At 35.5% G+C, this 13,637-nt stretch carries 15 protein-coding genes and 1 other annotated feature (1 of these 16 running past the window's edge); all 15 genes read left to right on the forward strand.

All coding sequences use genetic code 11. From position 1 onward, the window contains the following. Positions 1-2: 2 nt before the first annotated feature. Complete coding sequence (gene mtaB, locus BM121_RS08815) at positions 3-1,340, forward strand: tRNA (N(6)-L-threonylcarbamoyladenosine(37)-C(2))-methylthiotransferase MtaB (RefSeq protein WP_091483275.1); 1,338 nt, start codon at positions 3-5, stop codon at positions 1,338-1,340. A gap of 224 nt (positions 1,341-1,564) precedes the next feature. Continuing rightward, entirely contained in the window at positions 1,565-1,741 is a 177-nt protein-coding gene (gene rpsU / locus BM121_RS08820; protein ID WP_091483276.1) for a 30S ribosomal protein S21, read from the forward strand. 18 nt (positions 1,742-1,759) lie between these two features. Then, the gene (locus BM121_RS08825) at positions 1,760-2,206 is read left to right on the forward strand and encodes a GatB/YqeY domain-containing protein (RefSeq protein ID WP_091483277.1); all 447 of its coding nucleotides are present in this window, start codon (positions 1,760-1,762) and stop codon (positions 2,204-2,206) included. A gap of 414 nt (positions 2,207-2,620) precedes the next feature. Further along, positions 2,621-3,961, forward strand: coding sequence for an NfeD family protein (locus tag BM121_RS08830; protein WP_091483278.1), 1,341 nt, complete (start codon positions 2,621-2,623; stop codon positions 3,959-3,961). 12 nt (positions 3,962-3,973) lie between these two features. Continuing rightward, positions 3,974-4,975, forward strand: a complete 1,002-nt coding sequence (floA, locus tag BM121_RS08835; RefSeq protein WP_091483279.1) for a flotillin-like protein FloA — start codon at positions 3,974-3,976, stop codon at positions 4,973-4,975. A gap of 150 nt (positions 4,976-5,125) precedes the next feature. Beyond that, positions 5,126-5,635 carry a hypothetical protein gene (locus BM121_RS08840; protein ID WP_091483280.1) on the forward strand — a complete coding sequence of 170 codons (510 nt, stop codon included), beginning with the start codon at positions 5,126-5,128 and terminating at the stop codon, positions 5,633-5,635. Positions 5,636-5,831: 196 nt separating this feature from the next. After that, complete coding sequence (yqfC, locus tag BM121_RS08845; RefSeq protein WP_091483281.1) at positions 5,832-6,113, forward strand: sporulation protein YqfC; 282 nt, start codon at positions 5,832-5,834, stop codon at positions 6,111-6,113. Positions 6,114-6,138: 25 nt separating this feature from the next. Next, a complete protein-coding gene (gene yqfD / locus BM121_RS08850) occupies positions 6,139-7,338 on the forward strand; it encodes a sporulation protein YqfD (protein WP_091483282.1) in 1,200 nt (399 codons plus the stop codon). A gap of 2 nt (positions 7,339-7,340) precedes the next feature. Beyond that, positions 7,341-8,294: a PhoH family protein gene (locus tag BM121_RS08855; protein ID WP_091483283.1), complete on the forward strand. Its 954-nt coding sequence runs from the start codon at positions 7,341-7,343 to the stop codon at positions 8,292-8,294. A gap of 139 nt (positions 8,295-8,433) precedes the next feature. After that, positions 8,434-10,575, forward strand: a complete 2,142-nt coding sequence (locus BM121_RS08860; RefSeq protein WP_091483284.1) for an HD family phosphohydrolase — start codon at positions 8,434-8,436, stop codon at positions 10,573-10,575. Positions 10,576-10,577: 2 nt separating this feature from the next. After that, positions 10,578-11,048 (forward strand): rRNA maturation RNase YbeY, encoded by a 471-nt coding sequence (gene ybeY / locus BM121_RS08865; RefSeq protein WP_091483285.1) that lies wholly within the window; start codon positions 10,578-10,580, stop codon positions 11,046-11,048. A 25-nt stretch (positions 11,049-11,073) separates the two neighbouring features. After that, on the forward strand, positions 11,074-11,388 hold the full coding sequence (locus BM121_RS08870) for a diacylglycerol kinase family protein (RefSeq protein ID WP_245780774.1): 315 nt from the start codon (positions 11,074-11,076) through the stop codon (positions 11,386-11,388). Positions 11,389-11,514: 126 nt separating this feature from the next. Next, positions 11,515-12,420, forward strand: a complete 906-nt coding sequence (era, locus tag BM121_RS08875) for a GTPase Era (RefSeq protein WP_091483287.1) — start codon at positions 11,515-11,517, stop codon at positions 12,418-12,420. 159 nt (positions 12,421-12,579) lie between these two features. Then, a complete protein-coding gene (locus tag BM121_RS08880; protein WP_091483288.1) occupies positions 12,580-12,714 on the forward strand; it encodes a YqzL family protein in 135 nt (44 codons plus the stop codon). Positions 12,715-12,739: 25 nt separating this feature from the next. Continuing rightward, the gene (gene recO / locus BM121_RS08885; RefSeq protein ID WP_091483289.1) at positions 12,740-13,492 is read left to right on the forward strand and encodes a DNA repair protein RecO; all 753 of its coding nucleotides are present in this window, start codon (positions 12,740-12,742) and stop codon (positions 13,490-13,492) included. A gap of 48 nt (positions 13,493-13,540) precedes the next feature. Beyond that, positions 13,541-13,637, forward strand: a binding site (T-box leader); it runs 78 nt beyond the window's last position.

Consider the following 13,637-nt stretch of genomic DNA (forward strand, 5'->3'; position numbering starts at 1 on the left):
AAATGTCTACAGTGGCTTTTCATACATTAGGTTGTAAAGTAAACCATTATGAAACAGAAGGAATATGGCAGAAATTCAAAAATGAGGGTTACATGCGAGTGGATTTTGATCATCATGCTGACGTTTATGTCATCAATACTTGTACTGTTACAAATACAGGTGATAAAAAAAGCCGACAAGTAATTCGTCGAGCAATTCGTAGTAATCCAGAAGCAGTAGTTTGTGTAACAGGTTGCTATGCCCAAACATCTCCTGGTGAGATTATGGAGATCCCAGGTGTTGATATTGTTGTAGGTACACAAGATCGTGGAAAAATGCTTCAATATATTGAAGAACATCAAGAACACCGTCAACCGATTAATGGTGTTTCCAACATTATGAAAAATCGTGTTTTTGAAGAGATGGATGTACCTGCATTCACAGATCGAACACGTGCATCGTTAAAAATTCAAGAAGGTTGTAATAACTTTTGTACATTCTGTATCATTCCATGGTCTCGCGGATTATTACGCTCTAGAGAACCTGATAATGTATTGAAGCAAGCCCGTCAATTAGTGGAGGCTGGTTATAAAGAAATTGTCCTAACAGGTATTCATACAGCTGGATACGGAGAAGACATGAAAGATTATAACTTCGCACAACTATTACGGGATCTTGAATCAAAAGTAGATGGTTTAAAACGTATCCGTATTTCGTCGATTGAAGCGAGTCAGATTACTGATGAAGTGATCGAAGTATTGGATGCTGCTAAAAAAATAGTACCACACCTACATATTCCCTTACAATCTGGGTCAGATACAGTGTTGGAAAGAATGCGCCGGAAGTATACGTCAGACTTCTATGAAAAACGTGTAGCAAAAATCCAAAAATCATTACCACATTTAGCTATAACGTCTGACGTGATTGTAGGTTTTCCTGGTGAAACAAAAGAAGAGTTCCAGGAAACAATGGATTTTGTTAAAAAAATTGGATACTCGGAATTACACGTGTTCCCTTTCTCAAAAAGGACCGGTACGCCAGCAGCAAGGATGGATAATCAAGTAGATGATGAAGTGAAAAAACGTCGTGTGCAAGCATTAATTGAACAATCAGATGAACAAGCATTAGCATATGCGAAAGCTTATGTGAATGAAGTTGTAGAGGTTATTCCTGAAGAAACTTTTGATGCTAATCAACCAAATATCCTGGTAGGTTATTCCGATAACTACTTGAAAGTGAAATTCGAAGGAACCAAAGATATGATCGGTGAAATCGTTCGTGTAAAAATAACAAAAGCAGGTTATCCGTATAACGAAGGTCAATTTGTTCGGATAATGGATGACGCCGCCTTATCTATGTAAACGACGGTAGGTATTCTGTTATGTATTTTTCTTAAGAGAAGAGCTATTTATTTAACGAAACAAATGAAATGATACGAGAAAAAGGGTTGGTATCATTATCTAATTTTTCTAGTTAAACGGTTGACCTATTTTAATTGGTATATTATAATTGCAAAGAGACATATGTATGTATTACATGTGTTGTATTAATATTTGTTGTATGCTTCGGAGGGAGGGAAATTAGCATGTCTAACACAACTCGCGTTCGTAAAAACGAGTCAATTGAAGATGCTCTTCGTCGCTTTAAGCGTAGTGTATCAAAATCTGGTACATTATCTGAATATCGTAAGCGTGAATTTTATGAAAAACCTAGTGTTCGCCGTAAGAAAAAGTCGGAGGCAGCTAGAAAGCGTAAATTTTAAAGAGGGTGTAATGAAATAATGGCAATCGTTGAACTTTTGAACCAGGATATGAAGCAGGCGATGAAGGACAAAGATAAAGTTACATTAGGTGTAATTAGAATGGTCAAAGCATCGATGCAAAATGAAGCCATTAAATTACAGAAAGATACATTGTCTGAAGAACAAGAATTAAACGTTTTAGCGAAAGAGCTAAAGCAAAGAAAAGATTCCCTCCACGAATTTAAAGAAGCTGAACGCGAAGATCTTGTAAGCAAGTTAGAAGATGAAATTAACATAATACAAGCTTATATGCCAGAACAACTGTCTGATGAAGAGTTAGAAGAAATAGTTGTTCAGACGATCGAAGAAGTTCAAGCTCAATCAAAAAAAGATATGGGAAAAGTAATGAGTGCCCTAATGCCTAAGGTAAAAGGTAAAGCAGAAGGCTCAAGAGTGAATCAATTGGTTCAAAAGAACTTATCATAAATGAACATAATGATTTCATTCATCATTAAGACCCTAGGCTTATTGAATAAGTCTAGGGTCTTTCTAACATTTATCACGGCGCTAATCTAACCGTTCGTTAACCCCCACTTTCCCGATTCGAGTAAATCAAAGCTACACTTTAATAAGTTTCACTACCATCAGTGGCGATAAAAAAACGAATCCACACTTTATAGATTTTGCTGTAAGCGTGTGAATTCATATTGTCAGGTAATTCAATGATTGATGAAGAAAAATGTATACACTATGTAATAGTGTAATACTTTTCCTTCTAGATATAAGTATGATAAACTGTATGCGTTGACATAAGGTTTTAGTTTAACAAATGAAACTTTTTATACATAATAAACGTATGGATGCTTATATGTCACAGCACTAGTGAAGGGAGGTCGGGAATTGAAAAAGTACGTATCTTTGTTATTGCTTGCGATTTCAATCATTGCAGCAGTAGTTTCTTTCACTGATTTTCAGACAAAAGTTCATGCCGAAGAAAATGGAGAAGGTAAACTTGTTTACGTAATACCGATAGAAAATGAAGTAGAACGAGGTTTAGAAGCATTTATTAGAAGAACAACAACTGAGGCAAGTGATGCAGATGCAGATCACGTCATTTTTGAGATTAATACTCCTGGTGGACGTGTAGATGCTGCTTCATTTATTGGTGAAATTTTGCAGGATTTAGAGATTGAAACAACATCTCTTATTACTGTCAGAGCACTTTCTGCAGGATCTTATATTGCCTTGAATACAGATAATATCTATATGAAGCCACAAACAAGTATGGGAGCAAGTGGTGTCATAAATGCTGATGGGACAGCTGCAGATAAAAAAGCACAATCAGCATGGATCGCGAGTATGAGAGGAGCAGCTAGCTCTAAAGATAGAGATCCGTTGTTTGCAGAAGCGATGGCTAATGCTAACATTGATTTGCCTGAATATGGAGCCCCTGAAGGTGAATTTCTTACTTTGGATGCTAATTATGCAGTAGAAATAGATTATGCTGAAGGGATTGTGAGCCATCGGACAGAACTTTTAAGTGACTTATCGTTATCTGAAGCAGAAATTATTGAAACAGAACCAACAGCTGCAGAAGTAGTAGCACGATTTCTGACGAATCCAGTTGTCGTTCCCATACTATTATCGTTAGCAAGTATCGGTTTAATAGTGGAATTATATTCACCTGGTTTTGGCATTCCCGGTTCAATTGGAATAGCTTCTTTAATTCTATATTTTTACGGGCATATTGTAGCAGGTTTAGCAGGGTATGAAGCTATTGTCCTGCTGGTGGTGGGTGTTGTTTTAATTATTATTGAAATATTTGCGCCAGGGGGGATTATTGGTTTCATTGGTATCGGTGCGATAGTAGGCTCATTATTTTTGTCAACTAATGATCCGGGGCATATGGCCCTAAGTATAGCTATCGCACTTATTGCGAGTATTATTGTTTCTGTTATTTTATTCAAAACTATTGGTTTTGAAAAAGGAGTCTTCAGACATGTTATTCTAAGTGACTCGACAACTACAGAGCAAGGCTACGTCTCTTCTGTAAATCGATTAGAATTAATTGGTAAAGAAGGAATTAGCGTGACACCACTAAGGCCGTCTGGATCTGCAGAATTTGAAGAGGAAAGGTTAGATGTGGTGTCAGAAGGTTCGTTTATTAACGTGAACACTCCGATTAAAATTATAAAAGTAGAGGGTTCACGAATAGTGGTAAGAGAAATAAGAAATTTTTAGGAGGAATAGAATATGAATGATTTAGAAACATTTTTGCCCATTATAGGGATTGGATTAATAGTCATTGTTGTAGCTATTTTATTTACCTTTATACCAGTGATGCTATGGATTAGTGCACTTGCAGCAGGTGTAAAAGTAAGTATCTTTAACTTAGTAGGGATGCGTTTGAGAAGGGTTGTACCTTCACGTGTTATTAATCCATTGATTAAAGCACACAAAGCAGGTATTGATGTAACGACAAACCAACTAGAGAGTCACTTTTTAGCTGGTGGTAATGTAGACCGTGTTGTAAATGCGTTAATTGCAGCACAACGAGCAAATATTGAATTAAGCTTTGAACGCTGTGCAGCGATCGATTTAGCTGGACGTGACGTATTAGAAGCAGTACAAATGAGTGTAAATCCGAAAGTAATTGAAACACCGTTTATTGCTGGTATTTCGATGGATGGTATTGAAGTAAAAGCGAAAGCACGAATTACTGTTCGAGCAAACATTGAACGACTCGTCGGTGGTGCAGGTGAAGATACTGTTATTGCCCGTGTAGGTGAAGGTGTCGTAAGTACTATTGGTAGTTCAGAAGCACATACGAAAGTGCTGGAAAACCCAGACTCCATTTCTCACAACGTATTAAACCGTGGGTTAGATGCTGGAACAGCTTTCGAAATCTTATCCATTGACATAGCCGATGTAGATATCGGTAAAAACATCGGTGCGATCTTACAGACAGATCAAGCTGAAGCAGATAAAAACATTGCCCAAGCGAAAGCAGAAGAGCGTCGTGCAATGGCGGTTGCGCAGGAACAAGAAATGGTTGCAAAAGTTCAAGAAATGCGTGCCAAAGTTGTCGAAGCAGAAGCAGAAGTACCAAAAGCACTTGCAGAAGCATTGCGTTCTGGCAACATGGGTGTAATGGATTATATGAATTATAAGAATATTGATGCTGATACAGATATGCGTGATTCTATCGGTAAATTAACTGAAACAGACAATGATGAGGACGAAAATAACAAGTAAGAGTCCTCATAGGGATTTTCTCAGATAAGTTAGATTATATTTGTTTCATAGTACAGCAACTGGAATAGGAGACTTCTGCTGGAAGTGTATTATTCCAGTTGCGTAACTAGTGAATTAACTACTGGAAAAGTCCTTGAAAGGAAGATGTAAATGAGTGAATTGTTAAGTTTTATTGTCCCGATAATAGCGATTGTGTTTTGGCTTTTTGGTCTGTCAAAATCTAAAGATGAACAGCAAAGTCCACAAAGGCCTCAAAGACCGCAAAGAACTGATCAACAAACAACAAGTAATACACAGCACCCAAGAACCGAAACAACAGCACAATCTGTCCCTAATCATCAGGGAATGGAAACTAATATCGATTCTGGACAAGAAACATTTGCCCAACAAAAGAAAGAGCAAATGGAAGAATTGAATAAAAAAATCCACCGTTCAGAAAAAATTCGAGATAAAAACCAAGATCAAGAGCTTGGTAAGCATGATGCCATTAAGAATGGTCCGACACAAAAAGCATACCGTAAAGATAATGAAAAAGAAATTTCTCTTTCAATTGAAAAAAACTTAACGTCAAAAGGGATTGCTCAAGGTATTATTATGTCAGAAGTATTGGGGCCGCCACGTGCCTATCAAAAAAGAAAATACTATCGGAACGACCGATAAAAAAAGCCGAATGGAAAAACCATTCGGCTTTTTTCTATACATTAAAAATTCATGAAAGAACTCCACCTCACCGACAATTTTGCTAAGTGTCGGTTTAGCTGTCTTTGATCTGATTTTCTAGCACTTAACTTTACGTATAACTGTTCTTATTTTTATATATTTTCATAGAATGAAGGTGAGGGGAGGCATATGCTCAGTGAAAAAGATAAAAGAAAAATTTATGTCTGCTTTTACACGTACTTTTGATTTGCCTTCTGAAGTTACGTTGGAACTGCCACGAATTACAATGATCGGATCGATTCATGCGTACATAGAAAATCATCAAGGTCTTATCATCTTTTCTTCTACCGAATTGCTTTTAAAAGTTCACCAAGGACATGTTCGAATAACAGGAGATAACTTTGTACTGAAAACAATGATAGATAAAGACATTTTATTAGAAGGTAATATAAAAGATATTACCTTTGAGAAATCGTAAAGTCTAAATTCGGAGGGAAAGGCTTATGTTTTTCAAACGCAAAAATTGGTTATCAGGATATATTACAATTGAAATAAAAGGAGAGTATCCAGAACGTTTTTTTGATTTGTGTGCAAAATTTAATATTGCGTCATGGGATATCGAAAAAAAGAACGAAACAATAGCAATAGGAAAAATAAAATTAGCTGATTTGCCTAAACTAAGGGTAGTAAAAAGAAAGACCATTCACAAAGTATATTTTAAAGGACGCAATGGACTACCATTTTTTCTTCATCACCTGACCTATCAAAAACCACTACTAATTGGATTCTTTATCGCTATAGCAGTTATATTCTTCATGTCTAATATTGTTTGGAGAATTGATGTATCTGGCTTAGATGAAGAAATCGAAACAAAAGTCATTCATCAGTTGGAAGATTATGGTTTGGAAGAAGGCAGTTTTCAGTGGAATATAGCTTCTCCAGCAACTATCCAAAAACAGTTATTAACAGATGTTCCTGAATTATTATGGATTGGTGTGAAAAGAAATGGATCTGCTTTTCATCTGGAAGGTGTCGAAAAGACCATAGTTGAAAAAGAAGAAGAGGAAGAAGCTGGACATTTGGTAGCTACAAAAGAAGGGGTTATTGAAGATTTGTTCGTTTCAAGAGGACAACCTCTTGTAAGCGCCAATGATGTAGTTTATCAAGGAGATATTTTAGTATCTGGTTATCTTAAAGAATCTGAAGAAGATGATGATGAAAGGAAGCCTGTGGCAGCAGAAGGAGAGGTAATTGCAAAAGTATGGTATAAAAGTGAAGTAACCGTACCGTTGGACAACCAGTATCTTGTACTTACTGGTGAAATGGAACAAAAACATTACTTGCATATTTCTAAATATTTAATTCCAATTTGGAACTTTGAAAAGCCTGAATATAAACATCATCAAGTTGATGTTGAAGAAAAAAATTTTTATTTTTTGAAATGGAAACTTCCAATAAGTTATGTAAAGCAATCCATTTATGATGCAGAATTAAAAGAGGAAAAAGTAAGTAAAGAAAAAGCAAAAAATATTGCATTAGAGCAAGGTAAGAGGGAGTTAATGAGGGAAATTCCACACGATGCAGAAATTACGGATGAAAAAGTTTTGCACGAAAGTGTAGAGAGTGGTAAAGTAAAATTAACCTTGTATTATACTGTACTAGAAAATATTGCAAAGAAACAACCAATTACTCAAGGAGATTGATTATGTCAGAAGATCTAAAAATGATTGATTTACAATTAGAAAATCCAAATGAAGCACTAACACTTTTTGGGACAGAAGATCGACATTTAAAGCAGTTAGAAGAACAATTACAAGTATCGATTACTTCTCGTGGTGAGCAAATTAGTGTTTCTGGTAGTAATACAGATGTAAACGTAATTCAAGAAGTATTAAACGGACTGTTGGCTATCATTAGAAAAGGAATTACAATCACAGAGCGGGATGTTATTTATGCAATAGACCTTGCAAAAAAAGGGAAAATTAATCAATTAGAAACGTTATTCGAGGATGAGATTACAAAGAATGCAAAAGGAAAATCGATTCGTGTAAAAACACTAGGACAACGCCACTACTTGCAAACAATGAAACAGAATGATCTTGTCTTTGGGATAGGACCAGCTGGGACTGGTAAAACGTACTTGGCTGTGGTGATGGCTATCCATGCACTAAAAAATGGTAGAGTAAAGCGAATTATTTTAACCAGACCAGCAGTAGAGGCAGGAGAAAGTTTAGGATTCTTACCTGGAGATTTAAAAGAGAAGGTCGACCCTTATTTACGCCCATTATACGATGCTTTACATGATGTACTGGGTACGGAACATACGATGCGCTTAATTGAAAGAGGCACGATCGAAATTGCTCCTCTTGCCTACATGCGTGGAAGAACATTAGACGATGCTTTTGTAATTTTAGATGAAGCACAAAATACGACCAATGCACAAATGAAAATGTTTTTAACCCGTTTAGGTTTTGGATCAAAAATGGTTATTACTGGTGATGTTACACAAATTGACTTGCCCAAAGGGGTTCAGTCAGGTTTAACTGAGGCAAAAGAGAAGTTATCCAATATGAAAGGGATCGGTGTAGTCTATTTATCACAATCTGATGTAGTCCGACACCCTATTGTTCAAAAAATTATTGAAGCATATGAAAATTAAATAAACTGCTTTGAATAGTCATAAGGAGTTGTCTCAAAAGTTATGTATGTTTACACCAAAAGAATATGCGAGACTTTTCGGGCAACTCTTTTGTAGAACAGTAATGTGAAAGGTATGCCCGAAGAATGGGGGAATCAAAATGAAAAAATTTTGGTTGTTAAAGCAACAATTCGTTTCTTTTTTTCAGCATAATAGTATGCAATTAGTCACAGCATGCTTCGTTATTGCAAGTATATTCTTTGTCGTAACATTCCAAAATGTTAATACAGAAACATATGATATCGAAAAATTCTCTGCAGCTAAAGAAACGATTCGTTCCCCTATTTCGATCGAGAATACCGAAGAAACTGAACGGAGAATCAGAGAAGTTGTCCAATCTGTTGAGGAGCATTTTGAAGTTTCCGGAGAAATTACAGAAGAGCAAATTACATATATAAATGAAGTTTTCGAAGCGATTGATAAGATCGAAACAGGAAATATTGAGTTAGATTCAAAGGAAGAAAACCTGGAGACTATTTCAAATAAAGTTGCTTATCTTGAGAATTTAGTTCACGATGAACTACTACTTGAAGTTGATGCAGAAACATTTAGAGCATTATTTCAAGCTACAAATGAAGAGAGAGTGTTAGCGAAAGAATTGATTACGACAGCCCTTTACGATGCGTATTATAATGGCATTAAAGTCGAAGAAGTTGATCAAGCTATTCAGGAAGCACAGCAAAAGCTGACTTACTCTACGTTAGAAGATTCTTTTGTTGAGGCTTTACGTCCACTTATAGTATTTAGCATACAACCTAATTCATTTTTCTCTGCTGATCAAACAAATGAAGCCCAACAACAAGCAAGAAATAGTGTAGAACCCGTTATGATACGAGCAGGTGAAGTGATTGTTGAAGAAGGTCAATTGATTACTAATGAAATATACGAAGAGTTAGAAGTTACTGGGCTTTTAAACGAAGAACGGAATTTTTATCCGATGTTTGGTTTATTTCTGTTAGTTTCCTTAATTGGCTTATTTTTATTTTTTGAATTACGTCACCATATGAATAGTTCTGATTTTCATTTTCGTAAATTAATAGCAGTTGGCGTGTTAAGTATTTTTATTGTGTTAGTGATGAAAGTAGTAAGCTTTTATACAACATCGATTAATCCTTTATATTTAGTCACTCCAGTAGCCACGGTATCTATGTTATTAAAAATTTTAGTTAACGAACGAATTGCTATTGTAATGTCGATATTTTATGCTGTGATCGGCAGTGTCATATTTAATGCGGATATTCCAGGCCTGTTAAATATGGAAGCTGGAATTTTTATCATGTTCTCCCAGTTAGCTAGTATTTTCTCCTTATCGGCGATTAAAGATAGAGGATCAATTATTAAGAGCGGGTTAGCTACATCCATCGTTAATATTGTAACAATCTATTTATTTTTATTCTTATCATTTGAAAAATATACATGGTTGGATTATTTATCTTTAGGTGGGTATGGATTTCTGTCTGCTATTATCGCTACAGTGCTAACGATGGGGATGTTGCCTTTTTTTGAGTCGGGATTACGCATTTTATCCGATACAAAGCTTTTAGCTTTATCAAGTCCCAATCAATCATTATTACGCAAACTGTTAATTGAAGCTCCTGGAACTTATCATCACAGTATCATGGTAGCTAATTTAAGTGAGGCTTCCAGTGAAGCGATTGGAGCAAATGGTTTATTAGCTCGCGTTGCAGCTTACTATCATGATCTTGGCAAAACAGTCAGACCACATTATTTTATTGAAAATCAGATGGGGATGAAAAATCCTCATGACTATCTTGACCCTTATCAAAGTGCAGAAATTATTTTGCAACATCCTGTAGATAGCGCAAAGTTGCTAAAAAAAGAAAAATTACCTAACGAGATTATTGAGATTGCTCTACAACATCACGGTACGACTTTACTGAAATATTTTTATTATAAGGCGAAAGAGCGGAATGATAAAGTAAATGAAGGGGACTTTCGATATGAAGGTCCAAAGCCAAAGACGAAAGAAGCTGCAGTTGTATCCATTTGTGATTCCATTGAAGCAGCTACACGATCGTTGGCTAACCCTACTCAAGAAGAGATTGAAAAAGTTGTTTCTTCTATTTTTGAAGACCGATTATTAGACGGCCAGTTGAATGATAGTACATTAACATTTAAGGAATTGGAACAAATGAAATTAGTTATTTGTGAGACATTAAAAGGTATCTATCACTCCCGCATTCAGTACCCAAAGGAATCTAATATGAAAGAGGCGAAATAGACATGGAAATAGATTTTTATGATGAAACTGAAGAAGTATCACAGGAACATTTTGATTTAATAACCCAATTGCTTTCGTACGCTGCACAACAGGAGAAGTTGGCAGAAGATTCAGAATTGTCGATTTCGTTTGTAGATAATAAGGAAATTCAACTGTTAAACAAACAATATCGTGGACTGGATAATCCTACAGATGTATTATCATTTGCTCTTGAAGAAGAAGCTGATCAAGAAATTAGGATAATTGGGGCTGATATTCCAGTTACGCTAGGAGACATCATTATTTCTGTTGATAAAGCAAATGAACAAGCCGGGGAATACAATCATTCTTTCACAAGAGAATTAGGGTTTTTAGCTTTGCATGGTTTTTTGCATTTGCTTGGGTATGACCATATGAATGAAGATGATGAAAAGAAAATGTTTTCAAGACAAGAGGAGTTATTGAATGGGTTCGGATTATCGCGGGAGAAATAAATTTCATTTTGGTTTGCGGTATGCGTTGAAAGGACTTAAAGTTGCCATTTTGACTGAACGAAATATTAACATTCATATCATTGCGGCGATGATTGTATTTGTTGCAGGCTTACTCTATTCCATATCAATGATAGAATGGGCAATTTTATCTTTGACGGTTGGTGCAGTTATAAGTATGGAGATGATGAATACTGCCTTGGAAAGAGCTTTAGACCATTTAGAACCTGAGCATCGGCCTGCGATCGGAGTTGCAAAGGACATGGCTGCAGGTGCAGTCTTAGTTACTGCTATTGTGGCAATTCTCGTCGCAATTCTCATTTTCATGCCAAAGATTTTATGATCAAAAAATAAGGAATACACATTTTTAAACTTTACCACTAGTTTTGTCGAAAGTATGAAATCTTAGAGAAGATATAGTATTATTATGTTATAGAAAAACAACAGGAATTAAAGCGGAGGAAAAGTTATGCATAACAATTTTAAATCAGGATTTGTAGCAATTATCGGTAGACCCAATGTAGGAAAATCAACCTTTATGAATCATGTTATTGGTCAAAAAATTGCAATTATGAGTGACAAAGCACAAACAACCAGAAATAAAATACAAGGTGTATACACGGATGAGCAAAAACAAATCATATTTATTGATACCCCTGGAATTCATAAGCCTAAGCACAAATTAGGCGATTTTATGGTAAAAATAGCCGAAAATACCTTGAATGAAGTAGATGCGATTATGTTTATGATTAATGCGGATGAAGGATATGGTATGGGTGATCAGTATATTATGGATCGCTTAGAGTCGATCAAAAAACCGGTATATCTAATCATCAATAAAATTGATCTTGTTCATCCAGATCAACTGTTGCCACTTATAGACCAATATAAGGACAAGTATCCATTTAAAGAAATTATTCCTATTTCAGCTCTGGAAGGAAATAACGTAAATCATTTAATGGAAGTCATTACGGAGAACCTTCAGGAGGGTCCCCAATATTATCCGGAGGACCAAGTTACTGACCATCCTGAGCGTTTTATCATTAGTGAGTTGATACGTGAAAAGGTTTTACAATTAACAAGGGAAGAAGTACCACATTCAATTGCTGTTGTAATGGACGGTATTGATAATCGTGATGAAGATGAAAAAGTATTAGTCCAGGCTACAATTGTGGTTGAAAGAAAATCACAAAAAGGCATTATTATCGGTAAACAAGGCCAAATGTTAAAAGAAGTTGGAAAACGAGCAAGAAAGGATATTGAACGGCTATTAGGTTCGAAAGTGTATTTGGAGTTGTGGGTAAAAGTTCAAGAAAACTGGCGAAACAAAGACCATCAATTAAGTGAATTCGGTTTTAAGCAGGATGAATATTAAAAGTTGTATGATATATAATATCTCAGCTGTGAAGGTTATATAAGTTTGTTGTTTGTAGTTTGATACATGGTAAATATTTTAACTAATTGAATTAGAATTTCAGGAAAATCTAATATTGAACACAATGAAAGATTACCATAAGGAAAGGTGAGGTTTATTGTGATCGATGTACCATGGAAAATATTTAGCCAAACAGGAAATATCGAAGCGTACTTATGGATGAAACAAGTTGAGTCAGATGATTTTGACGAAGAAGAAGAAGACGATCCGTTATTTGAGGATACACATTTTTAATGAGTGAAAGGGAAAGGTGAAGCTTGTGTTTGAAAAAGTTGAAGGCTTCATTTTGAAAACACAGGATTATGGGGAAACACATAAAATTGTGACTATATTAACACCAACACTAGGAAAAGTTGGTGCTATAGCAAGAGGTGCAAAGAAAACAAAAAGTAGAATGGCTGCTATTACGCAGCCATTTATTCATGCTTCGTTTCTTATTCAGCCTGGATCAGGTCTTGCTGTTATTCAGCAAGGAGAAATGATTACTTCTTTTCGTAAAATACGGGAAGATATATTTAAGACTGCCTATACAAGTTACTTAGCAGAATTAACAGATAAATTGATCGATTCTAAAAGGTATAACCCATTTGTCTATCAACAATTATTACATACGGTCGAACGGATAAATGAAGGTAATGATGCGGAGATACTAACCATGATTTATGAATGGAAGATGTATCATGAAGCTGGATTTGCTCCTGTAGTAACAAAATGTGTTTCTTGCGGAAATCCACATAATTTAAAAGCATTTTCTATTTCAAATGGTGGGCTGTTATGCAGGAATTGCTTACGTCTAGATGAAAATGCTATCGCTATTCCCGAGAAAGTTGCTAAACTAATGGCGTTATTCGCCTGGATTGAGGTGGAACAAATCGGGAATATTTCAGTAAAGCCAGAAAATAAAATGATCCTTCAAAAAATTATGGAGCAATATTATGAAGAACATGGTGGGTATTATTTGAAGTCTAAAAGATTTTTGAACCAAATGAATCAGTTAAATGATAAATTATAATTGACAATTGGCGTAATGTTGCGTATTATGTAAAAATGAAATGAATAGCGGAATGCAAAGAAAGAGAGTAGTACTGATCATTGTCTTTCAAGCGAATTCAGGTTGGTGGAAGCTGAATAAGATCAAAATCAGGAAGGCACTCTGG

The organism is Gracilibacillus orientalis, from assembly GCF_900114645.1.
GTDB lineage: Bacteria > Bacillota > Bacilli > Bacillales > Amphibacillaceae > Gracilibacillus > Gracilibacillus orientalis.

Coding starts and splice junctions, on each gene's coding strand:
- rpsU (WP_091483276.1), top strand. CDS start 1,565: ATGTCTAACACAACTCGCGTTCGTAAAAACGAGTCAATTGAAGATGCT.
- era (WP_091483287.1), top strand. CDS start 11,515: ATGCATAACAATTTTAAATCAGGATTTGTAGCAATTATCGGTAGACCC.
- BM121_RS08840 (WP_091483280.1), top strand. CDS start 5,126: ATGAGTGAATTGTTAAGTTTTATTGTCCCGATAATAGCGATTGTGTTT.
- ybeY (WP_091483285.1), top strand. CDS start 10,578: ATGGAAATAGATTTTTATGATGAAACTGAAGAAGTATCACAGGAACAT.
- BM121_RS08860 (WP_091483284.1), top strand. CDS start 8,434: ATGAAAAAATTTTGGTTGTTAAAGCAACAATTCGTTTCTTTTTTTCAG.
- mtaB (WP_091483275.1), top strand. CDS start 3: ATGTCTACAGTGGCTTTTCATACATTAGGTTGTAAAGTAAACCATTAT.
- BM121_RS08855 (WP_091483283.1), top strand. CDS start 7,341: ATGTCAGAAGATCTAAAAATGATTGATTTACAATTAGAAAATCCAAAT.
- BM121_RS08825 (WP_091483277.1), top strand. CDS start 1,760: ATGGCAATCGTTGAACTTTTGAACCAGGATATGAAGCAGGCGATGAAG.
- yqfD (WP_091483282.1), top strand. CDS start 6,139: ATGTTTTTCAAACGCAAAAATTGGTTATCAGGATATATTACAATTGAA.
- floA (WP_091483279.1), top strand. CDS start 3,974: ATGAATGATTTAGAAACATTTTTGCCCATTATAGGGATTGGATTAATA.